24 protein-coding genes are annotated in these 23,451 nt (G+C 68.3%); 1 reads left to right on the top strand and 23 read right to left on the bottom strand.

The genetic code is table 11. From position 1 onward, the window contains the following. Positions 1-158: 158 nt before the first annotated feature. From LTV02_RS01540 to LTV02_RS01495, 10 genes are all read right to left on the bottom strand, one after another. Entirely contained in the window at positions 159-524 is a 366-nt protein-coding gene (locus tag LTV02_RS01540; protein ID WP_233037326.1) for a hypothetical protein, read from the bottom strand. Next, positions 521-2,029: a YifB family Mg chelatase-like AAA ATPase gene (locus LTV02_RS01535; protein WP_067711342.1), complete on the bottom strand. Its 1,509-nt coding sequence runs from the start codon at positions 2,027-2,029 to the stop codon at positions 521-523. The genes LTV02_RS01540 and LTV02_RS01535 overlap by 4 nt, the downstream gene beginning before the upstream one ends. 2 nt (positions 2,030-2,031) lie before the next feature. Further along, positions 2,032-2,391, bottom strand: coding sequence for a YraN family protein (locus LTV02_RS01530; RefSeq protein WP_233037324.1), 360 nt, complete (start codon positions 2,389-2,391; stop codon positions 2,032-2,034). Between the two features lie 87 nt (positions 2,392-2,478). Further along, positions 2,479-2,784, bottom strand: a complete 306-nt coding sequence (locus tag LTV02_RS01525; RefSeq protein WP_011210678.1) for a DUF2469 domain-containing protein — start codon at positions 2,782-2,784, stop codon at positions 2,479-2,481. 46 nt (positions 2,785-2,830) lie between these two features. Next, complete coding sequence (locus tag LTV02_RS01520; RefSeq protein ID WP_067711592.1) at positions 2,831-3,481, bottom strand: ribonuclease HII; 651 nt, start codon at positions 3,479-3,481, stop codon at positions 2,831-2,833. 112 nt (positions 3,482-3,593) lie between these two features. After that, positions 3,594-4,376 (bottom strand): signal peptidase I, encoded by a 783-nt coding sequence (lepB, locus tag LTV02_RS01515; protein WP_408639323.1) that lies wholly within the window; start codon positions 4,374-4,376, stop codon positions 3,594-3,596. A gap of 75 nt (positions 4,377-4,451) precedes the next feature. Beyond that, complete coding sequence (gene rplS / locus LTV02_RS01510) at positions 4,452-4,793, bottom strand: 50S ribosomal protein L19 (protein ID WP_067699026.1); 342 nt, start codon at positions 4,791-4,793, stop codon at positions 4,452-4,454. A 162-nt stretch (positions 4,794-4,955) separates the two neighbouring features. Beyond that, positions 4,956-6,623: an alpha-keto acid decarboxylase family protein gene (locus LTV02_RS01505; RefSeq protein WP_233037315.1), complete on the bottom strand. Its 1,668-nt coding sequence runs from the start codon at positions 6,621-6,623 to the stop codon at positions 4,956-4,958. Then, the gene (locus tag LTV02_RS01500; RefSeq protein WP_233037313.1) at positions 6,620-7,513 is read right to left on the bottom strand and encodes a hypothetical protein; all 894 of its coding nucleotides are present in this window, start codon (positions 7,511-7,513) and stop codon (positions 6,620-6,622) included. The genes LTV02_RS01505 and LTV02_RS01500 overlap by 4 nt, the downstream gene beginning before the upstream one ends. Before the next feature lie 672 nt (positions 7,514-8,185). Then, positions 8,186-8,497, bottom strand: coding sequence for a hypothetical protein (locus tag LTV02_RS01495; RefSeq protein ID WP_233037311.1), 312 nt, complete (start codon positions 8,495-8,497; stop codon positions 8,186-8,188). A 115-nt stretch (positions 8,498-8,612) separates the two neighbouring features. Here LTV02_RS01495 and LTV02_RS01490 point away from each other — a divergent pair, with 115 nt between their 5' ends. Further along, on the top strand, positions 8,613-9,416 hold the full coding sequence (locus tag LTV02_RS01490) for a methyltransferase (RefSeq protein WP_233037302.1): 804 nt from the start codon (positions 8,613-8,615) through the stop codon (positions 9,414-9,416). Between the two features lie 389 nt (positions 9,417-9,805). Here LTV02_RS01490 and LTV02_RS01485 read toward each other — a convergent pair whose 3' ends face one another. The 13 genes from LTV02_RS01485 to LTV02_RS01425 form a co-directional block, all read right to left on the bottom strand. Beyond that, positions 9,806-12,229 carry a Tex family protein gene (locus LTV02_RS01485; protein ID WP_269821601.1) on the bottom strand — a complete coding sequence of 808 codons (2,424 nt, stop codon included), beginning with the start codon at positions 12,227-12,229 and terminating at the stop codon, positions 9,806-9,808. A gap of 55 nt (positions 12,230-12,284) precedes the next feature. Beyond that, the gene (locus LTV02_RS01480) at positions 12,285-12,611 is read right to left on the bottom strand and encodes a hypothetical protein (protein ID WP_233037300.1); all 327 of its coding nucleotides are present in this window, start codon (positions 12,609-12,611) and stop codon (positions 12,285-12,287) included. Between the two features lie 73 nt (positions 12,612-12,684). Continuing rightward, positions 12,685-13,368, bottom strand: a complete 684-nt coding sequence (gene trmD, locus LTV02_RS01475) for a tRNA (guanosine(37)-N1)-methyltransferase TrmD (RefSeq protein ID WP_067711332.1) — start codon at positions 13,366-13,368, stop codon at positions 12,685-12,687. Between the two features lie 5 nt (positions 13,369-13,373). After that, on the bottom strand, positions 13,374-13,910 hold the full coding sequence (gene rimM, locus LTV02_RS01470; RefSeq protein WP_067711330.1) for a ribosome maturation factor RimM: 537 nt from the start codon (positions 13,908-13,910) through the stop codon (positions 13,374-13,376). Then, a complete protein-coding gene (locus LTV02_RS01465) occupies positions 13,911-14,153 on the bottom strand; it encodes an RNA-binding protein (RefSeq protein ID WP_067574801.1) in 243 nt (80 codons plus the stop codon). Beyond that, positions 14,153-14,590, bottom strand: coding sequence for a 30S ribosomal protein S16 (rpsP, locus tag LTV02_RS01460; protein ID WP_067711328.1), 438 nt, complete (start codon positions 14,588-14,590; stop codon positions 14,153-14,155). The genes LTV02_RS01465 and rpsP overlap by 1 nt, the downstream gene beginning before the upstream one ends. A gap of 411 nt (positions 14,591-15,001) precedes the next feature. Continuing rightward, positions 15,002-15,550 carry a dihydrofolate reductase family protein gene (locus LTV02_RS01455; RefSeq protein ID WP_233037297.1) on the bottom strand — a complete coding sequence of 183 codons (549 nt, stop codon included), beginning with the start codon at positions 15,548-15,550 and terminating at the stop codon, positions 15,002-15,004. Positions 15,551-15,611: 61 nt separating this feature from the next. Then, a complete protein-coding gene (locus LTV02_RS01450) occupies positions 15,612-16,712 on the bottom strand; it encodes an amidohydrolase family protein (protein WP_233037294.1) in 1,101 nt (366 codons plus the stop codon). Between the two features lie 127 nt (positions 16,713-16,839). Continuing rightward, positions 16,840-17,814, bottom strand: a complete 975-nt coding sequence (locus LTV02_RS01445) for a BMP family ABC transporter substrate-binding protein (RefSeq protein WP_067711322.1) — start codon at positions 17,812-17,814, stop codon at positions 16,840-16,842. A gap of 31 nt (positions 17,815-17,845) precedes the next feature. Next, positions 17,846-18,817, bottom strand: coding sequence for an ornithine cyclodeaminase family protein (locus LTV02_RS01440; RefSeq protein ID WP_233037285.1), 972 nt, complete (start codon positions 18,815-18,817; stop codon positions 17,846-17,848). An 86-nt stretch (positions 18,818-18,903) separates the two neighbouring features. Then, positions 18,904-19,824 (bottom strand): ABC transporter permease, encoded by a 921-nt coding sequence (locus LTV02_RS01435; protein ID WP_233037283.1) that lies wholly within the window; start codon positions 19,822-19,824, stop codon positions 18,904-18,906. Beyond that, entirely contained in the window at positions 19,821-20,876 is a 1,056-nt protein-coding gene (locus tag LTV02_RS01430; RefSeq protein ID WP_233037280.1) for an ABC transporter permease, read from the bottom strand. The genes LTV02_RS01435 and LTV02_RS01430 overlap by 4 nt, the downstream gene beginning before the upstream one ends. Before the next feature lie 463 nt (positions 20,877-21,339). Continuing rightward, a complete protein-coding gene (locus LTV02_RS01425; RefSeq protein WP_233037278.1) occupies positions 21,340-23,376 on the bottom strand; it encodes an ATP-binding cassette domain-containing protein in 2,037 nt (678 codons plus the stop codon). Positions 23,377-23,451 lie beyond the last annotated feature (75 nt).

The raw sequence follows: 23,451 nt of genomic DNA, 5'->3' as shown, positions 1-23,451 counted from the left end.
TACGAGACTCATCGCCGGCACGTTCTCCTCGCACGGCTACAGGCGCATCGGTGCCCGGGACTTCGTTCCGGGCACCGATGGGGGCTGGAACGCCTGGAAGTTCCTCTGGCTCGGTGTGTTTCGAGGTGGGGTTACTCGACTCGAACTCGTTCGGCTCTTTATTCATGTCGGCCGCCGTTCGAGAGGGCTCGCCTGCCCATGCAGTGATTTCGATAGCGGCCGTTGCGAATCCAGCCGCATTTCATAGCGTTCGGCGGTTCCGGAGTGTCCTCGGGGCGCGGGACGAGTGGCAGCAGGTGGGGTGGGATGTCGTTGGTGGTCGGATTGCTGCCGGGTGCGAGGCAGGCGCAGCATTCGCCGCTGTCCGCGCATCCGCCGTCGTCGCCGCAAGGGCACGGCTTTCCGTCTTCGTCGTAGCCACCGCAGCCGTAGGGTTCGCGGCAGGTTTCTGGTGACGTGCGCAAAACGTCGGCGGGGTTGGAGGCGGTGCTGCGGTCGAGGGCATTGGGCTGCTGGCGGGTCATGACACTCCTCGCTGACGGAAGTTGATGGCTTGCAGGACGTCTTGGGCTGTGGGGAGGTCGCCGCCGCGGAGGTCGCAGACCGTCCAGGCGACTCGGATTGCGCGGTCCGCGCCGCGGGCGGACATGCGGCCGTGGCGGAGGGCGTGTTCGACGGGGGCCAAGGCTTCCCGGGGGAGGCGGAAGCGCTGGCGGAGGACGTGGCCGGGGACTTCGGCATTGGTGACGAGTTGTAGTGCGGCCCAGCGTTTCGCGGCGGCTTCGCGGGCTGCCGTGACCCGGGTGCGGACCGCTTCGCTGGATTCGACTTCGTCGCCGCTGAACGCCCCGGCCGCTTGGGCATGCATCTGGACCGCGAGGTCGATGCGGTCCATCAGCGGACCGGACAACTTTCCGAGATAGCGACGCCTGGCCAAAGGCGCGCAGATACAGTCGATGTCGCGTGCGGGCGCACACGGGCAAGGATTCGCGGCGAGAACGAGCTGGAACCTGGCCGGATAGCGCGCCACTCCATCGCGGCGGGCTATGCGTACCTCGCCTTCCTCGAGTGGAGTTCGCAGGGCTTCAAGGACTTTGGTCGATATCTCCGCGCATTCATCGAGGAACAGGACACCGCGGTGAGCACAGCTGGCGGCGCCGGGGCGGGCCGAACCCGAGCCGCCGCCGATCATGGCGGCCACCGAGGACGAGTGGTGCGGAGCAACGAAAGGCGGCGCGGTGATGAGGGGATGATCGTCGGAGAGGGTGCCGGCTACCGAATGGATCGCGGTGACCTCCAGGGATTCTCGTTCCCGCAAAGGTGGGAGGAGGCTCGGGAGACGCTGGGCCAGCATGGTTTTACCGATGCCGGGCGGGCCGGTGAGGAGCAGGTGGTGACCACCGGCCGCCGCTACTTCGAGGGCCCAGCGAGCCTGGTCCTGGCCGACCACTTCACTCAGATCGCCGATGGACGGGAGAGCGGGGACCTCCATGGGTTCGGGTGGCTGCAACTCGGCACCGCCGCGCAGCCAGTCGACCAACTCGCCGAGGGTGGATGCGCCGAGAACACGAACACCGTCGACCAGACCGGCTTCGGTCAAAGCGGCGGTAGGGACCACGACGGTGCCGCGACCAGCGGTGCGGGCGGCGAGAACGGCGGGCAGGATGCCGCGCACGCGGCGCACCCGGCCGTCCAGGGCGAGCTCACCGAGCAGGACCGTATCGGCCAGTCGCTTACCCGGAATCACACCCGCCGCGTCCAATACCGCCGCGGCCAAAGCCAGGTCGTAGACGCTGCCGACCTTGGGCAGCGTGGCCGGGGACAATGCCAGGATGACCCGGCCGTCCGGCCACTTCTCACCGGTGTTCGTCACCGCCGCCCGCACCCGGTCTCGCGACTCCTGCAAGGTGGTGTCCGGCCGCCCGACCAGATGCACCGACGGCAAGCCCTGGCCGATATCGGCTTCGATCTCCACCAGCTGCCCGTCCACACCATTGACCGCCACCGAGAACGCCCTGCCCAGCGGCATGCTCAGAACACCCCCTCGAGGTGTTTGATCTCGGGTTCGCCGACCGGCCGCAGCAGCACCGACACCACGTCGAACCGGACCCGCAGCCACGGCCCGTGCTGTTCGTTCAGCCACACCACGGCCAGCCGGCGGATGCGCTGCTGTTTGAGGAAGGTGACCGCTTCGGCGGGCTGGCCGAAGCCCAGGCCGCTGCGCGTCTTCACCTCCACGAACACGGTCAGCCCGTCCGGCGCCCGTGCGATCAGGTCGAGTTCCCCGTACCGGCAGCGCCAGTTGCGGGCCACGATCTCCATCCCGGCGTCGCGCAGATACGCGGCCGCCAGGTCCTCCCCGTGCGCTCCGAGCGCGAGATTGTGTGCCATGAAAGCCAGCATGGCCGGGCCCGCGAACGGACCCGGCCATGCCGACCTGGGAAAACAGAAAACCTGTGGATACCGGAAAGCTGTGGATTACTCCGGAAGCCGCAGGTCAGGCTTCTCCAGTTCTTCGATATTCACGTCCTTGAAGGTGATGACGCGAACGTGCTTCACGAAGCGCGCCGGCCGGTACATGTCCCAAACCCATGCATCGGACATACGCACCTCGAAATACACCTCGCCATCGGCGTTCTGCGGTCGCAGTTCGACGGAATTGGCGAGGTAGAAGCGGCGCTCGGTCTCCACCACGTACGAGAACTGGCCGACGATGTCCTTGTACTCGCGGTACAGGGATAGCTCCATCTCGGTTTCGTATTTCTCGAGGTCCTCGGCGCTCATCGGGTGGAACGTCCTCCTTATCGCCACACTGGGTGTAGTAGAGACATCATCCCGCATGCACCGACGCGGTAGCCACTCGGCCGGTCTCCCGGACGTTTCGCCAGGACCGACGGTGCTCGGGGGTGATGCCCAGTCGCTGTATGGCCTCGGTGTGCTCTGGGGTGTTGTAGCCCTTGTGGGCGGCGAATCCGTACCCGGGGTACTGCCGGTCCAGATCCACCATCATCCGGTCGCGGGTGACTTTCGCCAGCACGCTCGCCGCGGCGATGCACGCGGCGGCCGCGTCACCCCCGATGACCGGCAGTGATGGCACCGGAACCCCCGGCACCCGGAAGCCGTCGGTGAGGACGTAACCGGGTACCGGATCCAGGCTCGCGACGGCCCGCCGCATGCCTTCGATATTGGCCACGTGGATGCCGATGGCGTCGATCTCCCAGGCCGGGACGACGATCACCGACCAGGCCAGGGCCAGCCGTTTGATGACCGGGAACAGCTCTTCGCGGGTCGATTCGGTGAGCTTCTTGGAATCGTCGAGACCGGCCAGCGAGGTGTACGCCTTGGGCGCCAGCAAACAGGCGGCGACCACCAGCGGCCCGGCCGACGGACCGCGACCGGCCTCGTCCACGCCCGCCACCGGCCCCAGGCCGCTGCGGATCAGCGCGGCCTCGAGCGTCCGTAGCCCGCTCGCGCGCCGCATGACGACGCGCGGGGGCCAGTCACCGCGCTGAATCGGCTCGATCTTCTTGCCGCCCCGCTGTTTCGGGGTGCTCTTCGCCATCTTCCCCACCGGTCGATTATCCCGTAGGAACTCAGTTCGTCTGCGGGTCCTGAGACCGCACCGGACCGATCCGCCCCGGCGGCCAGATCTTGAAGACGGCCTTGCCGCGGACATCGTCCACCGGAACCGTGCCCTGCAGTTCGTCTTTCATGTGGTAGCGGGAGTCGGCCGATTCGGCGCGATTGTCACCCATCACCCACAGATTGCCGTCCGGCACCGTGACCGGACCGAACGCGCGCCCGCCCGCATTGAACGGCACATCCGGCCGCGCGGGATCGAACGGATTGTTGTGCACCACGTACGGCTCGTCGAGTGGCTTGCCGTCCACCAGGATTCGGCCCTGGGCGTCACAGCATTCGACCTTCTGCCCGCCGGTGGCGATGACGCGCTTGACGAGGTCGTTCTCGTCCGGCGGCACCAGGCCGAAGAAGGACAGGCCGTTCTGCAGGCCGCGCACCAGGGTGTTCGAGGAGCGGATCGACTTGTAGTGCTTGTTCCAGTCGTCGGTCGGGCCGACGAACACCACCACGTCGCCGGGCTTCGGATCACCGAAGTAGTAGCTCAGCTTCTGCACGTAGATGCGGTCGCCGGTGCAGCCCGCGCAGCCGTGCAGGGTGGGTTCCATCGATTGCGAGGGAATCACGTACGGCCGGCCGATGAATGTCACCAGCAGCGCCACGATGATCGCCGCGAAACCGACCAGCATGGGCAGCTCCTGCCAGAACGGACGCTGCTTCTTCTTCGGCTTGGGGGCCGGTGCACGTCCGTCGTCGTCGGATCCCGACACCGCCACCGCCTCGCTCTCGTCTGCCACCGGAACAGAGTAGCCCGGCACCGCGAACAATCATGCGGTGCCGGGCTACTCGGCGATCCTGGATGCTGGGCTAGCTCAGCGCTTTTCCTTGATCTTGGCGGCCTTGCCGCGCAGATCGCGCAGGTAGTACAGCTTGGCGCGACGCACGTCACCGCGGGTCACGACCTCGATCTTGTCGAGGTTGGGGCTGTGCACCGGGAAGGTGCGCTCCACGCCGACACCGAACGACACCTTGCGCACGGTGAAGGTCTCGCGGATGCCGCCGTTCTGGCGACGGATGACGACGCCCTTGAAGACCTGGACGCGCTCCTTGTTGCCTTCGATAACCTTCACGTGAACGTTCACGGTGTCACCCGGGCGGAAGTCCGGGACGTCGCTGCGCAGCGACTTTTCATCGACGAAGTCGAGGGTGTTCATTTCCGTCCTTATGTGTTTTCGCGCGAACAGAGGAACCTGGCGGCTGGCCGTGAGGCGCTCGACCGGTTCGTGCTCCGGATAATTGGGCGGTGCCCGGGCATGGTTCACCCAGGGCAACCCAGATATTGTGCCAGAGCACCGAACGCCGCTGGTAATCGGGGGCTACGACCTGGTGTTGGCGCGGGTCAGGGCGGCGGCTATATCGGAGACTAAGGGCGGGTAGTCGGTTTTGCCGGTCACCACTTGGAGGAAGACCAGTCGGTTCTGCTCGGCGGTGGCGGCCTTCAGGCAGTCTTGCAGTTCGCCCACGGTCGTCGCCCGCAGGGTCAGGACGGTTTTGTCGTCGCCGCCGAAAGCGTGCGGGAGGAAGATCCAGCGCCAGGGGGCGATGTCGTTGTACTGGGCTTCCGGTCCGTGGATCGCCCGCTCGATGGCGTAGCCGGCGTTGTCGACCAGGATGATGACGCCGGTCAGCCGCCGCTGAATCCAGGTGCCGAGTTCTTGAATGGTGAGCTGCGCCGCGCCATCGCCGATGACCAGCACCGTGCGGCGGTCCGGGCAGGCCAGGCCCGCACCGAGCGCGGCGGGCAGGGCGTAGCCGATGGAACCCCACAGCGGCTGGCCGAGAAAGGTGATGCCGGCGGGCATGCGCAGGGTGGCCAGGCCGAAGAAGGCCGAACCCTGGTCGGCGACAACGAGATTGTTGTTGCCGAGGGCGGCGGCAACCGCGGGCCAGAGCGCGGCTTGGCTGAGCGGGGTGTCCGGCGGCGTGGTCAGCGGGCGCGCTTCGACATCCTCGTGCGGGGCCTGCACGGGGTCGGCGAACTCGCCCGCGAGGGCGGTGAGGATTTCCAGCGCGGCGGTGAGCGAGAGCGGCGCGAAGGCGTCGACGCCGCCGATGACCGTGCGTTCGGGGCCGATGTCGATGGTCCGCCGCGCATCGATGCGATGGCTGAAGCCGGCGGTGATGCTGTCCGTGTACTGCACACCGACCGTCACCAGCCGCTCGGAATCCTCGACGGCAGCGCGCACGCTCTCCGGTGAGGCCGCGCCGGTGTAGACGCCGACGAAGTTCGGGGCCGATTCGTCCACGACCGTCTTGCCCCAGGCCAGCGTGGCGTGCGGGAGGGCGCGGGCGGCGATGAGGGCGCGCAGTTCGTCGGTCGCGCCGACCCGGTTCACGAAGACGTCGGCGAGCACCGCCACCTGCCGCCCGGCCAGGAATTCCCGCGCCGCCTGCGCGAAGGCCACGCGAGCCCCGGCGCTGCTGAAGTCGGCGGGCGGGGCGAGCGGGGCGGCGGGTGGCTCGACTTCCAGGCGCGCGGTGTCGGTGGCGAGCATGAGGTACCCCGGACGCCGGTGCACCCGAACCGAATTCAGCACGCGGTCGATCTCCTGGCAGGCATCCGCCGCGCCGAGATCGGCCTGCGCGCAGGTGACCTCGGCGGCGATCCGGCGGAAGTGATGGAAATCGCCGTCGCCGAGCGTGTGATGAATGACGCGGTGATTGGCCTGGATGTCTTTCGCCGGGACGCCGACGATGTGCACCACCGGCACATGCTCGGCGTAACTCCCGGCGATGGCGTTCACCGCACTGAGTTCGCCGACGCCGTAGGTGGTGACGACCGCGCCGATGCCACGTAAGCGCGCGTAGCCGTCGGCCGCGTAGCCGGCGTTCAATTCGTTCGCGCTGCCGACCCATTCGATATTCGGGTGCGCGACGATATGGTCGAGGAATTGCAGATTGAAATCGCCTGGCACCCCGAATATTTCGGTGACGCCGAGTTCGTGGAGCCGATCGAGCAGATAATCGCCGACGACATAGCTCATGGACCTACCTTGTCACCCCGGCCATGAGTCAGCAACCGATCAGCTACAGATCCGGGTGTCGGGAGTGGCGCGGGCGGGGCGGGCACCACGGTGCGCACCAATTCCTCTTCGGCGGCGCGGCGGACATGCACCACGTCCGGTTTTCCGGCGAGCAGGTCCTGGACGAAGATCTTGGCCCGGATCACCGGGCGGCGGTAGCGGCGTTCGCGCACGATCGCCCGGCGCATGAGCCCGCGCCGGGTGCCGTAGCGCCAGCGTGCCCAGGGTGCGCCGGGGCGGGACAGGCGCAGCGCGCCGACCACCAGCAGCGGCAGGAAGAACATGCCGAACAGGCCGGTCCAGATCTTTCCCTTGGCGATGACGATGGCCGCCAGCACCAGGTTCACGAAGGCGAAGATCACCACGACCGCGCGTTCGTACGCGTTCGGGTCACTGCGGAAGTCGTTGATATCCAACAGCCAGAGCGGGTGGAAACCGAGCAGCAAAAGCCCGGTTACGGCGATGGCGACGAATACCGCGTCCACCGAAGTCCGGCCCTGCTCCTCCCAATACACATCGCGCAGGTAGTAGATGAGCGCGAATTCGTCGAGCACGAGAGCGGCGCCCAGACCGAACGACGCGGCCAGCGCGCTGATCACACCGACACTGCTCTGGTACAGGGTGATCAAGCCGACGCCGGAACTGAGCACCAGGATCACGCCGAACACCATGTGGTGAATGTGCACGTCTCCGGCGCGAAGATTGCCGGGCCACCAGCGCACCTGTTTGCGAATGAGCCGCACGCTGATTCGGATCAGCAGGAACCCGACGATGAACCCCAGGAGCAGGCACGCCAGCGGCAAGCGACCGTTCTCGATGATCGCGTCGTGCCACCACCGGCGAAGTTCCATGCGCTTGCCATCTCCCGATCAGCTCCGCGATCAACCGTCCCCGCCACGCTACCGGCGTGCGGCCAACACCGGTTGAACCCGCACCCAGCGCCATTGTGCGCCCCGGTGTCGGAGCCGTGACATTGCGGTACGGACCGGACGGCCGCTACCGTCGGTCACGTGACAACACCGGCGCACGCAGCAGTCGTTCTCTGACAACAGGACTGACGTAGTTCCGGCCGCTCCCCCGCGGCCGTATCCGAACCGCAGTCCTGTCGTGCCCGGCATCGGCCGGTAATGCCGTGATTCCCGGCGGAATTTCGCGCGCTGTCACCACGCGCCCATGGCCGATCCGCACGTTCCCGGACCTTCGAGGAACGAGCTTCACTTGAACAACCCAGACATGATCCGGTGGATCGAGAACGGGCGGCAGCGTCACGCGCGCTGGCGTTCGGAGAACGGTTCGCCGCCGCCCGCCCGTATCGCGGTGGTGGACGATCGGCTCAGCGCGGACGCGGCGCTGCGCCTCGCGCAAAACGGCACCGCGATGCTGTGGCGCGGCGACTTCCACCAGGCGATCCAATTACTGAACGCCTTACGCGCCAGACTGGACCGGAATGCCGACGATCGGCGTCACGCGCGCGGTCCGATCCTCCCCACCGACGCGACAGATCGTCGTGCCGCACAGCACATTCAACCGAACGACACCCGTGATTCCGGCCCCCAGCCGCCGATGCATCTGCTCGGCGGAGTGACTTTCGCCGCCGACTCCGAGGCGCGAACGGCAACGCCCGCAGCGGCGGACGATGTCGGCTCAGCGGCGGCCAGTTCCAGCACAGCGACGCCCAGTTCCAGCACAGCGACGGCCGATTCCAGCGCAGCGGCGGCAAGTTCGAGCACAGCAACGCCCAGTTCCAGCACAGCGGCGGCAAGTTCGAGCACAGCAACGCCCAGTTCCAGCACAGCAACGCCCAGTTCGAGCACAGCGGCGGCCAGTTCCAGCACAGCGACACCCAGCTCCGGGACACCGGCGTCCAGTTCCAGCGCGGCGATGGCGCTCGCCTATCGGAAGTATCGGAACGCACGGACCCGGCGGGCGCTCGTCCTCGGGATGTTGCTGGTGGAACTCGATCCCGGCCATCGGCTTGCCCTGCGACGCGCGCCCGATTTCTCGGCGGCGTGCCACGAGGCATACGGCCCGGGTACGGAATCGACGCTGGTATCGCTTTCCGAACTGCGGGGTGTGGCAAGTGCTTCCGAATGGCGGCGGCGGGGCGTGTACGTCCCGGCGCTGGATGCGCGGATTCATCCGCACTACGGAGTCTTCGCTCCCGGACGGGGCGAATACGTGGATCTGGTCGCGCGCGCCCCGCTGCCATCGCGGGAGCTGGCGTTCGATATCGGAACCGGCACCGGGGTTCTCGCGGCGGTGCTGGCGCGGCGGGGCGTCCGGTCGATCGTGGCGACCGATACGAGTACGCGGGCGCTGGGTTGTGCTCGTGACAATCTGGATCGGCTCGGATACGGCGAACAGGTCGAGCTGATGCGTACCGACCTATACCCGCCGGGGCGCGCACCGCTCGTGGTCTGCAATCCACCCTGGATACCGGGAAAGCCGCGCACGCCATTGGATTTCGCGATCTACGATCCGGGCAGTCGGATGCTGCGCGCCTTCCTCGATCGGCTCGGCAGGCATCTCACCGTTGATGGTGAGGGCTGGCTGATCCTCTCCGATCTGGCCGAACGTCTCGGCCTGCGGACTCGCCGAGAATTGTTGTCGGCCTTCGATACCTCGGGGCTTCGGGTTGTCGATCGGCTCGATACCCGGCCGCGGCATGCTCGGGCTCAGGACGTGGACGATCCGTTGTTCGCCGCTCGTAGTGCTGAGATCACTTCGCTGTGGAGGCTTTCGAGAGCCTCGTAGCCGGGGGCCGTAGAGCGGCAACTAGATAGTGGGGTCGCTTCGCCTGCCGTCCCCGGCTGTGGTCCCCCTGATGGAAGCCGTCACGTCACCTTCCGGCGTTGTTCCGGCCGTTGTCGCCTTTCGAACTTCGATTCGGGCTTTCGATGGCGAGATGCCCTGGGTTGAAACAGACCCGGGGGTCAGTGGCACATCAGTGCGGGGGTTCCTCGGCGAGTCGCCACGGTCATGTGCCGTCGATCTTGGAGGGATGATGACCTTGGTACTTGGGCGTGGGGAAATGGGACGAAATGCCCGGTGAGGTACCAAGGTCAAGTTGGGGGTGGGTGGATAGCGTGACGGGCGGGCTTCAGGGTGACTGGAGCCCGCCCGTTGGCGAATCGCGGTGGGGGTTACTTGCCGAAGCCGGCGCGGCGGAGGGCGTCCGCCATGGAACCGCTGGGGGCCGACTGGTTTCGGCGGTCCTGCTGGCGATTGCCCTGGCCGCCCTGGCCGCCCTGGCGTCCGCCGCCCTGGCCGCGCTGCTGGCCGCCGCCGCCCTGGCCCTGGCGCGGGGCGCCGCCGCCGCGCTGCTGGCCGCCGCGTGAACCGCCCTGGCCGCGTTCGGGTTTCGCATTACCGGGCTCGTCGTCGAGGCGGAGGGACAGGCCGATCCGCTGGCGCTGGACGTCCACCTCGAGGACCTTCACCTTCACCACGTCACCGGATTTCACGACTTCGCGCGGATCCTTCACGAAGTTATGCGACATCGCCGAGACGTGGACGAGGCCGTCCTGATGGACGCCGATGTCGACGAAGGCGCCGAAGGCGGCGACATTCGTGACGACGCCTTCGAGGACCATGCCGGGCTGCAGATCAGCGACCTTCTCGATGCCGGCGGCGAATTCGGCGGTCTTGAATTCGGGGCGGGGGTCACGGCCGGGCTTCTCGAGCTCGGCGATGATATCCGTGACCGTCGGGACACCGAACTTCTCGTCGGTGAAATCGGCCGGCTTCAGGGCGCGGAGGGCGGTCGTATTTCCGATCAGCTCGGCGACGCCGCGACCGGAGGCGTCGAGGATCCGGCGGACGACCGGGTAGGCCTCGGGGTGCACGGCGGAACTGTCCAGGGGATCGTCGCCCTCGCGGATACGGAGGAAGCCGGCGCACTGCTCGAAAGCCTTCGGGCCCAGGCGGGGGACGTCCTTCAGACCGGTGCGGCTGCGGAAGGGGCCGTTCGCGTCGCGGTGCGCGACGATGCTCTCCGCGATCGAGTTCGAGACGCCGGAGACCCGGGACAGAAGCGGCACCGAGGCGGTGTTCACGTCCACGCCGACCGCGTTCACGGCGTCCTCGACGACCGCGCCGAGGGAGCGGGCGAGCAGGGTTTCGGAGATGTCGTGCTGGTACTGGCCGACGCCGATGGACTTCGGGTCGATCTTCACCAGTTCCGCGAGAGGGTCCTGGAGACGGCGGGCGATGGAGACCGCGCCGCGGAGGGAGACGTCCATGTCGGGGAGTTCGGCGGAGGCGTAGGCCGAGGCGGAATACACCGACGCGCCCGCTTCCGAGACCACGATCTTCGTCGGCTTCTTGTCCGGAATGCGGGAGATCAGTTCGGCGGCAAGGGCGTCGGTCTCGCGAGAAGCGGTGCCGTTACCGATGGCGATGAGCTCGACATTGAACCGCGCCACGAGCGCACCGAGCACGGCCAGGGACTTCTCGGTCTGCCCCTGCGGCTTGTGCGGGTAGATCACCTCGGTCGCGACGGCCTTACCGGTCGAATCGACGACCGCGACCTTCACGCCGGTGCGGTAGCCGGGGTCCAGGCCCATCGTCGTGCGGGTGCCGGCGGGTGCGGCGAGGAGCAGGTCGCGCAGGTTCGCGGCGAACACGTCCACGGCGTCGCGTTCGGCGGACTGGCGCAGCCGCATGCGGGTGTCGATGCCGAGGCTGACCTGGAGCTTCGTGCGCCAGGCCCAGCGGACGGTGTCGAGCAGCCAGGTGTCGGCGGGGCGGCCCTGGGCGGCGATGCCGAACTTGTGCGCGATACGGCCCTCGTAGACGGTCCGCTCGCCCTCCTCCGGCTCCTCGGTGTCGGCTTCGAGGTGCAGGGACAGCACCTCTTCCTTCTCGCCGCGCAGCAGCGCGAGAATCCGATGGGACGGCAGCTTCGTGAACGGCTCGGAGAACTCGAAGTAGTCGGCGAACTTCGCGCCTACCTCTTCCTTGCCCGCGCGCACCGTGGAGGTGATCTGCCCGCGGTTCCACATCAGCTCGCGGAGTTCACCGACGAGATCGGCGTCCTCGGCGAAGCGCTCGACCAGGATCGCCCGGGCGCCGTCCAGCTGTTCGGCGTCGTACTGCGCCGGATCGGTGTTCGGGTCGCCGAGCAGTGCGTCGGCCACCGGCTCGTGCCCGGCCTCGCGCGCGATCTGCGCCTTCGTGCGCCGCTTCGGCTTGTACGGCAGGTAGATGTCTTCCAGGCGGGCTTTCGTGTCGGCGAGCATGATCTGCGCGTGCAGTTCGGGATCCAGCTTGCCCTGGCCGCGAATCGATTCGATGATCGATGCCCGCCGCTCGTCCATCTCCCGCAGGTAGTGCAGGCGCTCGTCGAGGGTGCGTAGCTGAGCGTCGTCGAGGCCGCCGGTCACTTCCTTGCGGTAGCGGGCGATGAACGGCACGGTCGAACCGGCGTCCAGGAGTTCGACGGCGGCACGCACCTGGTTCTCCCCCACCCCCAGTTCGTCGGCGATACGCCGGCCGACGCTGGCGAGGCGGACGGTGCTTTCGGCACCGGTGGTTTCTGCGCTGACGGTTTCGGAGGCTGTCGTCACGCCCGCAGACACTACCGGCGTGCCCCGACGGCTCGACACATAGGCGCACCGCGCATTACGAGGCGAGGTGTTGCGGGCAGTAGGCGAGGATGTCGATCTCGGTGGCGGTCATGCCGTTCACGCCCACATTCGTGCCCGGATTACGGCGATCGAACGCGATCAGGGATGCCTTGCGCGCCGGGCCATTACGGTCGATATCGGCGCAGGTCTTATGACCGAGGGAGACCGAGTAGGACTTGAACTGGTCGCTCTGATGCAAGTCGTCCATGAGCAGGAAACGGAGTTCATCCTGCGGTGTGAACGCTTGCGCGACAGCCTCACCGGAACCGGCGATCACGACACTTACGGCGAATGCGACAAAGAACTTCCGAAACACTTCCACGCCTGCCTTTCCTCGTCCGAATCGAACTCGAGCAGACCGCGGGTGCGGCTGAGCGAGAACGATAGCGGGAGGATTACTCGGGGGGAAGTAGTTCGGGGCGGCGTTCTCTCGTGCGCTGAATCGACTGCTCACGGCGCCAAGCGTCGATCTTGGCGTGATTGCCCGAAAGCAGCACTTCGGGGACTTCCAGGCCGCGCCAGGACACCGGGCGGGTGTAGGAGGGGCCCTCCAGGAGACCGTCGGAGAACGAATCCTGTTCGTGCGATTGCTGATTGCCCAGGACTCCGGGAATCAAGCGCACCACGGCCTCGGTCATGACGAGCACCGCCGCCTCGCCGCCGATCAGCACATAGTCGCCGATGCTGACCTCTTCGACGCGCACGCGACGGGCGGCATCGTCGAACACGCGCTGATCGATGCCCTCGTAGCGGCCGCACGCGAAGACGAGATGCTTTTCGGCGGACCATCTTTCGGCGGTGCGCTGGGTGAAGGGCACGCCCGCCGGAGTGGGCACGACCAGGAGCGCGTCATCGGGCAGCACCTCGTCCAGGGCATCGCCCCAGACGACGGGTTTCATGACCATGCCCGGACCGCCGCCGTAGGGCGAATCGTCCACGGCCTTGTGCACGTCGTGCGTCCAGCGGCGCAGATCGTGCACCCCGACCTCGAGAATCCCCTTGTCGATGGCCTTGCCCAGCAAGGCCGTTCGCATCGGCTCCAGGTATTCGGGGAAAATGGTGACGACGTCGATACGCATCGCGCTCACTCCGGGTCCAGCAGACCTTCGGGCGGATCGATGACGATCAGGCCGTCGGCGACCGACACCGTGGGCACGATCGCATTCACGAAGGGCACCAGGATCTCCCGGCCGGCGGGCGGGAACGCCTCGGACGCCTTGATCGAGAGCAGTTCTCCCGCAGCGGAATGCAGGACTTCCCGCACCGTGCCGACGACCGTGCCGTCACCGAGCTGGACGGTCAGGCCCTCGAGCTCGTGATCGTAGTACTCGTCCGGATCCTCCGAAGGCGGCAGATCCTTCGTGTCGACGAGAAAGAGCAAGCCGCGCAACGCATCCGCGGCGGTCCGGTCCCCGATGCCGTCCAGACGCAGCAGGAGCCGGCCCGAGTGCTCCCGGGCCGACTCCACTACGTACTGCTGCGTCTGCTTCGCCTTCGGCAGCCGCCCCGTGAGGCTGCTGCCGGGCGCGAAACGCAGTTCCGGCTCGTCGGTGCGGACTTCTACGACGAGTTCGCCACGCACCCCGTGCGATTTGGCGACCCGCCCGACGACCAGTTCCATCTACTGATCCGTGTCGACCACGTCGACGCGAATGCCCTTACCGCCGATCCCGGCGACCAGGGTGCGCAGTGCGGTCGCGGTACGACCGCCGCGCCCGATCACCTTGCCCAGATCGTCCGGGTGCACGTGCACCTCGACGGTCCGGCCACGACGGCTGGTGATCAGCTCGACGTGGACGTCGTCGGGATTGGCGACGATGCCGCGCACCAGGTGCTCGACGGCATCGGCAACCACGGCGGTCATTACTCGGCGGCTTCGGTGGTGGCCTCGGCCTCGGCGGCCTCGTCCTTCTTGGCGGCCTTCTTCTTCGGGGTGACGGCCTCGGCAACGGGCTCGTTGTCGGCGGCGGCCAGCGCGGCGTTGAAGAGGTCCAGCTTGGACGGCTTCGGAGCCTTGACCTTCAGGGTGCCCTCGGCGCCCGGCAGACCCTTGAACTTCTGCCAGTCACCGGTGATCTCCAGCAGACGCTGCACCGGCTCGGTCGGCTGGGCGCCGACGGACAGCCAGTACTGGGCGCGCTCCGAGTCGATCTCGATGAGGGAGGGCTCTTCCTTCGGGTGGTACTTGCCGATGGACTCGATCGCGCGGCCGTCACGACGGGTACGGGCGTCGGCGACGACGACGCGGTACTGCGGGTTGCGGATCTTGCCCATGCGGGTCAGCTTGATACGAACAGCCATGAGACTGCTTCCTTTCGAAGGTTGGTCACGTCGCAATTCAGCGACCCACACCAGGTGGGCCCGGTTTTGCGTCAAGTGCTGTGACCGCCGCGCGGTACGTAACCGGAGACGGGCTGACACTGTCCTCGACGAGGACGGTCGTTCATTTTGCCAGACGGGTGCCCGGGGCCGGAAATCGGCCCATGACATGGAACGGCCCACCGGATGTGCAGACCATATCCGGTGGGCCGGGTCAGCCGTGGCTCAGTGCCCGCTGCCGGAAGTCAGGAACTTCACGATCAGCCCGGCCAGCACGGACACGAGCAACGTCTCGACGGAACCCACAACGGTCTCCTCATCAGGTCAACGAAAAACAAACATGTGAAGCATGACCGATTCACTCGACTCGCGCGGTGAAATCGCCAGACCGGTCTAGTCGGTGCGATAGCGCAGCAGCACCACGCCCGAACGGAACGCCTTGGCCTCGACCTGACGCAGCGGCGGGACCTTGCTGCCCTCCTCGAACAGGCGCGCGCCGGAGCCGAGCACGACCGGGTAGACGAACAGGCGATATTCGTCGACCAGACCGGCAGCGATGAGCTCGTGGACCAATTGGATGCTGCCCGTGGTCACGATGTCCCGCCCCGGCAGTTCCTTCAGCGCGGCCACCTCGTCCAGGTTCCGCAGCACCTGCGAGTTCTCCCACGCCGGATCGTCCATGGTGCGCGACACCGCGTACTTCTTCATCCGATTCAATTCCGCGGTGATGCCGGTCCGGTCGTCGGTCTGCACGGGCCAGTAGCCGCGCATCTGCTCGAAGGTGACGCGGCCGTACAGCACGGCGTCACAGCGTTCGGTGTGCTCGAGCAATTCCGCGAGCACATCCGAATAGTCGGCGTCGTCGCCGACGACGAACCAGCCCGCGCTCGCGTCGATCACGCCGTCGAGGGTGATGTTCTGGGTGACTACGAGATCTCGCATGGTCGCCCCTTTCAGAAGAGATTTCGGCCTCTCCTGAAGGGACTGCCCGCGGGCTCACGATTCATCGGTGGCCGGTCACCGGGTCCCGGCGGTCGTAGACGCGGCCGCGCAGCACCACCCAGGCGGGGGCGGCGAGGGTGGCCAGGTCCAGGCGCGGATCCTGCCGGTAGACCACGAAATCCGCGCGGGCGCCGGGTTCGATGCCGGGACGGCCGAGCCAGGAGCGGGCATTCCAGGCCGAGGCGCCGAGAGCGTCGTGGGCCGACAGGCCGGCTCCGGCCAGGGCGGCGATCTCGTCGGCGATGCGGCCGTGCGGGATGGAGCCGCCGGCGTCGGTGCCGGTGTAGACGGGAATTCCGGCGGCGTGCGCCTTCGCGACGGTCTCGCGGGAGCGGCGGTGCAGGTCGCGCATATGGGCGGCGTAGACGGGGAATTTGCCTGCGCCGTCGGCGATTCCGGGGAAGGTGTCGATATTGATCAGGGTCGGCACCAGGGCGGCGCCGGTGCGGGCCATCAGTTCGATGGTGTCGTCGGTGAGCCCGGTCCCGTGCTCGATGCAGTCGATGCCCGCGCCGAGCAGGCCGTAGAGGGCGTCCTCGCCGAAGACGTGGGCGGTCACCCGGGCGCCTTCGCGATGCGCCGCGTCGATGGCCTCCTTCAGCACCGCGTCGGACCACAGCGGGGCCAGGTCGCCGGCCGACCGGTCGATCCAATCGCCGACGATCTTGACCCAGCCGTCGCCGCGTCGCGCCTGCTCCGCCACGATCTCCGGCAGGTCGCGCTCATCGTCGAGTTCGATGCCGAGTTCCCGGATGTAGCGGCGCGGCCGCGCGATGTGCCGGCCCGCGCGAATGATCTCCGGCAGATCGTCGCGCTCGTCGATGAACCGCGTGTCGATGGGCGATCCGGCGTCACGCAGCAGCAGTGCGCCCGCGTCCCGCTCCGTCTCGGCCTGGGCGATCGCGCCGTCCAGATCCTCGTGTCCCCCACCGTATTTGATGCCGACGTGGCAGTGCGCGTCCACCAATCCCGGCACGATCCATCCCGAGGCGTGCACGGTCTCCGCATTCGCGACGGGTTCGAAGGAGATCACCCCGTCGCGCACCCACAGATCCCGCACCTCGTCCCCGGGCAGCACCACCCCGCGGAAATGCAGACGCATGACCGGCCTCCTCGCCACGTACGCCGTCGCCTCGTTCCCTACAAAGCTACTGCGCCGCCCGCCACAAGATCGGTCATGTGGATGCGGAATCGGTGCGAGCCGGACGCCCGCACCGATACCCACGTGATCAGCTGATCTTGATAGTTCCGGCGGCCAGATCCTGCTTCACCTTGGCCATGGCGGCGGTGACCTGCGCGTCCGCGCCGCAGAGCACGATATCGGTAGCACCTGTGCTGGAGGCGATGCCGAAACGCACCTGCTCGGCCTTGAAGGTGTTGTCCAGCACCGCGTTCACGGCGTACTCGAGTTCCGCGCCGGTATCGCTCTTGACGTATCCGGTGAATCCGGCCTCGGAGCCGCACGCCTTCACCAGCGGGCCGCCGACCAGCGCCGCCCCGCCCTCCTTCGCGGCCTGCGCGAGTCCCTGCCGGCCCAGGTTGAGCTGCTGGCCGAAGACGTCCGCGCCCGCGCCGACATCGGCCTGCGCGGCCTGCTTGGCCTTGGCGACATCGTTGAAATCGCCGACGTAGACGGGCGCGAGCACGGAGATGTCGGCGCGAATGTGCTTGGCGCCCTGCTCGAACGCCCGCGCGGTCTTGACGATGGCGGGCAGTTCCATACCGCCGACGAAGCCGATCTTGCCGGACTTGGAGGTGAGCGCCGCGTACGCACCCGCCAGGAAACCGCCGTCGGCCTGGACCGGGTCGTAGTAGGCGAGATTGGCGGGCGGGACCGCGTCGGCCGGGCCGCCGACCTCCACGAACTTCACGTTCGGGAAGGCTTGCGCGACCTGTTTGACGGCGGAATCGGTCTGGCCACCGAAGGACACCACCAGGGTCGAAGTGGAGGCCAGGCGGGTCAGTACCTGCTGGTAGTCGGCGGCCGCCACCTGTTCGACCTTGGTCAGCGCCACCTTGTCGGCGAGCGATTTCTCGATGCGCTGGTAGCCCTCGTACCCGGATTGCATGAATCCGTCGTCCGACAGCGAGCCCGGGAAGAGCACGCCGACCTTCAATTTCGTTCCGGCGTCGTCGTTTCCGGCGCTACAGGCGGCGGTGGCGCCGACCGCCAGGGTCAGCAGGGCGAGGGCGATCTTCTTCATTTTCTTTCCTTCAACGGGGTGGGGCGAAAGGTCAAGCGGTGAGGTCGATTTCGGTGCCGATGCCACGGCGGCGCGCGGTGTCGATCAGCAGGCGGGCGGCGGCCAGATCCTGCAGGCCGATGCCGAGGGAGTTGTAGAGGGTGATCTGATCGGGTTCCGTGCGACCGGATTTCGCGCCGATCAGCACCTCACCGAGTTCGTCGCTGACGTGTTCGAGGCCGAAGACGCCCTCGCGCAAGGGAATCAGCGCATCGCCGGATTCGTGCAGGGTGGACAGGCGGCTGTCCACGATCACGCGGGCGCGGCGCATACCCTCGCTGTCGATCTCGCGATGGTCGGGGCGGGGCGGGGCGCCGACGGCGTTCACGTGCAGGCCCGGACGGAACCACTCGCCGCGCACCACCGGGTCGCGGGACGGGGTGAGGGTGCACAGTACGTCCGCGATGCGCACGACTTCCTCAGGGGTGGAAGCGATCTCGGCGTCGATGTCGGCGGCGAATGCCTTGGCGGTGGCGTCGGTACGGCTCCAGACCACGATCCGTTCGAACGGCAGCACCGGCCGCAGCGCCGCCACGTGCGCCCGCGCGAGTGCGCCCGCGCCGATCAACCCCAGGACCCGGCTCTCCGGCCGCGCCAGTGCCGCCGTCGCCACCGCCGTCGCGGCGGCCGTCCGGAACCGGGTCACCGCGCCGCCGTCCAGGAGCGCTTCGCACGATCCGTCCGCGGTCGCGACGGTGAGGATCGCCGAACGCTGCACCGGCAGACCGCGCTCCCGGTTCCCCGGCACATCCGCCAGCAGCTTCACCGCCGCCAGCCCGGCCGGGCCCGATGCCGCCGCCATCGCCAGGAACGCCGAATCCGATCCCGGCAGCCGCATGACCGGCGGTGTCGGTGCTACCGCGGCGCCCCGCGCCAGGTCGGCGTGCGCGGTCCGCACCGCCGCGGTCACCTCCGGCAGCGTGATCATGCTCAGCACATCGGAGCGGGTCAGGATGAGGGTCAACGGACACCGGCCTTTCGGATCGGGATCGGGAGGGATGACGCTCGATGCGCCGGAAGAATCAGCGAGGTGGAAGACGTTCGGCCGCATCAGGTTCTGGCTTCGCGCTGGAATGGCCGGGTGAGGGCGGTGGGGGCGCGGCTCGCGCCGACCAGGCCGCTGACCGCGAGCACCGCCAGCAGGTAGGGCGACATGACGAGCACGGCGGTGGGCAGGTGCAGGCCCAGGGCGGGGGCGGCGAATTGCAGGGCTTGGGCCAGGCCGAAGAACAGGCAGGCCAGCATGGTGGGCCAGGCGCGCCAGCGACCGGCGATGACGGCGACCACGGCGAGGTATCCGGCTCCGGCGGTGAGGTTGTCGGTGTAGGCGTGCACGTCGGCGAGGGCCAGGTGGGCGCCGGCCAGGCCGCTGGTGACGCCGGTGATCAGGATGGCGGTGTAGCGGAAAGCGTTGACCGGCAAGCCGGATCGGTCGGCGGTCGCGGCGTCCTCGCCGATCGCGGTGACGGCGATGCCGAGACCGCTGCGGTGGGAGAAGAGGAAGGCGAGCAGGGCGGCCGCCGCGATGCCCAGGTAGCCGAGTGCGGTGAGATCGAAGAACGCGCGGCCGATGATCGGGATCCGGTGCAGCAGTGGGATTTCGATGCGGTCGAAGCCGGGGACGGTGCGGCCGTCGGTGAAGTACAGGCGCGCCGCATAGGTCGTCGCGCCGAGCGCGAGGGCGTTGGCGGCGATGCCGGTCACGATCTGATCGGCGCGCAGGGTCACGCTCAGGACGGCTTGCAGCAGCGCGACCAGCAGGCCCGCCACCAACGCGCACACCACGCCCGCGAGCGGGGAACCGCTCTCCCGCGCCCCCACCGCGCCGGCGAAAGCGCCGGTCAGCATCATGGCTTCGACGCTGAGATTCAGCACCCCGGCGCGTTCGCTCACCAGCTCGCCCGCCGAGGCCAGCAGCAGCGGAATCGCCAGCCGCACACCGCCGTCGACCAATTCGCTCGCCGCGCTCATCGCCGGGCTCCCTTCCGCAGGATCGCCGCGCCGGCGACGAGAATGATCAGCACGCTCTGCACCACCTGCACCGACGACGCCGGAACCGCCGCCGCCAGTTGCAGATTGATGCCCGCCGAGGCCAGCAGGCCGAAAGCCAGGGCGATACCGGCGACCGCCGTGAGCGAGCCGCGCGCCAGCAGGCCGACCACCAGCCCGGCGAATCCGTAGCCGGAGGTGAAGCCCTCGGTCAGGATGTAAGGGGCGGTGGCGACCAGGGCCGCGCCCGCGACCCCGGCCAGCCCGCCCGCCACGGCGAGCGCGCCGAAGCGCAGGCGATCCACGCGCACGCCGAGCCGCGCCGCGGCCGCTTCGGACAGCCCGACCGCACGCAGCCGGACGCCGATCACGGTGCGCCGCAGGACGATCGCGGTGACTACCACGGCGACCAGCGCCACCCCGATCGCGATGGTGGCGGGCGATCCGGTCAGGCCCAGCAGCGGCAGCCGCGCACTCGCCGCCAGCGGTTCGGACTGCGGCAGCGTCTCGATCGAGGTCACCGGCTGCCGCAGCAACCCGGCCTCATGAACCACCAGCGTCACCAATCCCAACCCGACGAAGTTCAGCAGCAACGTGGTGATGACCTCGCTGGTGCCGCGCCGCACCCGCAGCCAAGCGGCGATACCCGCCCACACCGCCCCGGCCGCGAGCCCCGCCACCAGAATCAGCGAAACCCCCAGCCCCACAGGCATTCCGGCGGGCAGACTCACCCCCACCGCCGTAGCCGCGATCCCCCCTAACGCGAGCTGCCCCTCCGCCCCCACATTCACGAGCCCGGCCCGATGCGCGATGGTGAACCCGGTCGCGATGAGCGCCAGCACGGCCGTCGCGTTCAACGCGGTCCCGAAGGCGTACGGCGTGCCGAACATGCCGTCCCACAACGCTTTCGCCGCCGCGGCCGGTGACGCCCCGCCGCCGAGCACCAACAGCAGCCCGATCACCGCAGCAGCCCCGATCGCACCGCCGTACACCGCGACCTCCCGCACGCCCCCGGTCGCGAACCGAACCGTCACTCCACCGAGCGCGCCGCGCAGCAGCCCGCCAGCCCCAGCACGTTTCCCTCCTGAACCGACCTCGGCACGCTCCCGTCCAGCAGCAGCCTCGGCACGCTCCCGTCCAGCAGCAGCCTCGGCACGCTCCTGTCCAGCAGCAGCCTCGGCACGCTCCTGTCCGGCAGTAACACACTCGGCTGGTCCCGCCGCGCCCGTGCGGTCACCGAGCCCCACCACGAGCCGCGTCTTCACGGGGTCACCCCTCGCGCGCGAATTACTCCAGCGGTATGCGACAGGCCCCGGGAACGACGCATCGTGTCGACAGACCCGGTGCGGAGTTCCGGCACGGCTGCGCGACAACAATTTCCGCCACGGCGGGTCACGACAGGCGATTGCACATGACACGGCAGCGCGTTACGACGCGGACCGACAGGCAAGCACTCGGCTCGCGAACTTGTTGTGCGGGAATGGTTTTCGAGGAGGTTCATGAGCTGGTTCCGAGCATGAGGTGGGCGATGCGCTCGCGGGCGCGAGGATCGGTGGGATCGACGGGGCCGAGCAGGCGGCCGCGGTAGGCGACGAGGATCCGGTCGCAGAGGGTGAGGAGTTCGGGGAGTTCGTGGGAGACGACCAGGACCGCGGCGCCGGATGCCGCGGCCTCGCGCAGGCGGGTGAGAACGACATCCACCGCACCCAAGTCCAGGCCACGGGTGGGCTGCGCAGCGAGCAGGCAGCGCAGGGGGTCGAGCGCCAATTCACGGGCAATGACGACCTTTTGCTGATTGCCACCGGACAAGGTGCTCATGAGAGCGTGCGGCGACGAGGTCTTGATGCCGTGCTGGGCGATCATGGCGGCAGCGGTCGAGGTGACGGCACGACGGTCGAGGAGGCCGCGCCGGCGGAAGTCCGGGAGACGGGCCAAGCAGAGGTTGTCGGCGACGCTCATGGCCGGAATGCAGCCTTCGTGATGGCGGTCCTCCGGGATGACGCCGAGCCCGTGTGCGGTCCGGACGGCCGGAGTGGCGTGCGTCAGGTCGGCGTCGCCGAGCTGGAAGGTCCCAGAGGCAGGACGCAACGCACCACTGAGAGCGGCGATTAGTTCGCTCTGCCCATTGCCTTCCACACCCGCGATGCCGGTGATCTCCCCTGGCCGCAGCGTCAGATCGATGCCGTCGAGTGCGGGGACGCCGTCGCCACGGACAAACCGCAAACCGGAAACCCGCGCGATCGGTGCAACAGCCGTGAAGTCGCGTGCGGTCCGCGCCACCGAATCCCCGGTCACCAGAGCCGAATCCAGCTCCGCGAGTCCGCGGCCCACCATGAGCTCGACCAATTCGTCACGACTCAGCACGCGCGAACCGGAAGAGCTCCCCGCACCCGCGTCAGCTTCTCCGGCGATCCCAGCGCCCCGGCCACTCACTTCGGCGACACCGGAACCCCGGCCGCTCTGTTCAGCGGCCCCTGCACTCCGGCACCGTTCTTCGGCGACCTCGGCATCCGGGTCACCCTCTCCGACGCCGCTGGTACCCCAGCCAATCTCGTCGGCGCCCCCCACACCCCGGCCGCCCTCTTCGGCAGCCCCGGCACCCCGGCAGCTCTCCTCGGCAACCCCCGCACCCCGACCGCCGTCTTCGGCAGCCCCGGCATCCGGGTCGCACTTTTCGGCGACCTCGGTGCCCCAGCCACTCTCCTCGGCAACCCCCGCACCCCGACCGCCGTCTTCGGCAGCCCCGGCATCCGGGTCGCACTTTTCGGCGACCTCGGTGCCCCAGCCACTCTCTTCGATGACCCTCGCACCCCGGCCGCCCTCTTCGGCGGACCCGGCACCCGGGCGGCCCGCTCCGGTGGAACCGCGCAGGGCACCTGAGCCGGCTACGCGGCCGCCGCGCAGGACGGTCGCGGTGTCACCGGCGCGTTCGATTTCGCCGAGTTTGTGGGTGACGAGTACGACGGCGCAGCCGGAGTCGGCGATGCGGCGGCAGGTACGCAGGAGGGCGTCGATCTCGGCGGGGCCGAGGACGGCGGTGGGTTCGTCCAGGAGCATCAGCTTCGGTTGGCGGAGAAGGCATTTCACGATCTCGACCGTTTGGCGCTCGCCTACCGAGAGGTTTCCGGCCAGGGCGTCGAGGTGGATGCGGAGGCCGAATTCGTCGGCGATGGCGGCTACCCGGGTGGTGAGTGCGCTGCGGGCCGGGCGCAGGCGTACGCCCTCGGCGAGGAGCAGGTTGTCGGCGACCGTCAGGGTCGGCACCAGGCTGAAGTGCTGGTGCACCATGGCGATTCCGCGGCGCAGGGCGTCGGCGGGACGGCGCGGGCGGTATGACGCACCGAACAGGCGCATCGCGCCGGTGTCGAAACCCACGCCGCCGTAGACGATATTGCACAGCGTGGATTTCCCGGCGCCGTTCTCGCCGAGCACGCAATGCACTTCGCCGCGCCGCACGGTCAGTTCGATCTCCGAAAGTGCCCGTACCGCACCGAAACTCTTGCCGACTCCGGTCAGCTCGAGAGCTGTCTCCACAACCAACCTCCAGTTAGTGGTATACCGCTAACTGTCGGCCGGGTCCGTGGCGGACAGGTTCCGGCTATGTTTCGG

The organism is Nocardia yamanashiensis (assembly GCF_021183565.1).
GTDB classification, from domain to species: Bacteria; Actinomycetota; Actinomycetes; order Mycobacteriales; family Mycobacteriaceae; genus Nocardia; species Nocardia yamanashiensis.
Note: the sequence above shows the minus strand (reverse complement) of the source record. Positions and strands in the feature narration are given on the sequence as shown.

Bases quoted from the DNA above. Each gene is read 5' to 3' on its own strand.
- LTV02_RS01500 (WP_233037313.1), bottom strand. From the start codon at position 7,513: ATGGAACTTCGCCGGTGGTGGCACGACGCGATCATCGAGAACGGTCGC.
- LTV02_RS01505 (WP_233037315.1), bottom strand. From the start codon at position 6,623: ATGAGCTATGTCGTCGGCGATTATCTGCTCGATCGGCTCCACGAACTC.
- LTV02_RS01525 (WP_011210678.1), bottom strand. From the start codon at position 2,784: ATGAGCGCCGAGGACCTCGAGAAATACGAAACCGAGATGGAGCTATCC.
- trmD (WP_067711332.1), bottom strand. From the start codon at position 13,368: ATGCGTATCGACGTCGTCACCATTTTCCCCGAATACCTGGAGCCGATG.
- rplS (WP_067699026.1), bottom strand. From the start codon at position 4,793: ATGAACACCCTCGACTTCGTCGATGAAAAGTCGCTGCGCAGCGACGTC.
- LTV02_RS01530 (WP_233037324.1), bottom strand. From the start codon at position 2,391: ATGGCACACAATCTCGCGCTCGGAGCGCACGGGGAGGACCTGGCGGCC.
- rimM (WP_067711330.1), bottom strand. From the start codon at position 13,910: ATGGAACTGGTCGTCGGGCGGGTCGCCAAATCGCACGGGGTGCGTGGC.
- LTV02_RS01435 (WP_233037283.1), bottom strand. From the start codon at position 19,824: ATGAGCGCGGCGAGCGAATTGGTCGACGGCGGTGTGCGGCTGGCGATT.
- rpsP (WP_067711328.1), bottom strand. From the start codon at position 14,590: ATGGCTGTTCGTATCAAGCTGACCCGCATGGGCAAGATCCGCAACCCG.
- LTV02_RS01535 (WP_067711342.1), bottom strand. From the start codon at position 2,029: ATGCCGCTGGGCAGGGCGTTCTCGGTGGCGGTCAATGGTGTGGACGGG.
- LTV02_RS01455 (WP_233037297.1), bottom strand. From the start codon at position 15,550: ATGCGAGATCTCGTAGTCACCCAGAACATCACCCTCGACGGCGTGATC.
- LTV02_RS01465 (WP_067574801.1), bottom strand. From the start codon at position 14,153: ATGACCGCCGTGGTTGCCGATGCCGTCGAGCACCTGGTGCGCGGCATC.
- LTV02_RS01445 (WP_067711322.1), bottom strand. From the start codon at position 17,814: ATGAAGAAGATCGCCCTCGCCCTGCTGACCCTGGCGGTCGGCGCCACC.
- LTV02_RS01520 (WP_067711592.1), bottom strand. From the start codon at position 3,481: ATGCGGCGCGCGAGCGGGCTACGGACGCTCGAGGCCGCGCTGATCCGC.
- LTV02_RS01450 (WP_233037294.1), bottom strand. From the start codon at position 16,712: ATGCGTCTGCATTTCCGCGGGGTGGTGCTGCCCGGGGACGAGGTGCGG.
- LTV02_RS01540 (WP_233037326.1), bottom strand. From the start codon at position 524: ATGACCCGCCAGCAGCCCAATGCCCTCGACCGCAGCACCGCCTCCAAC.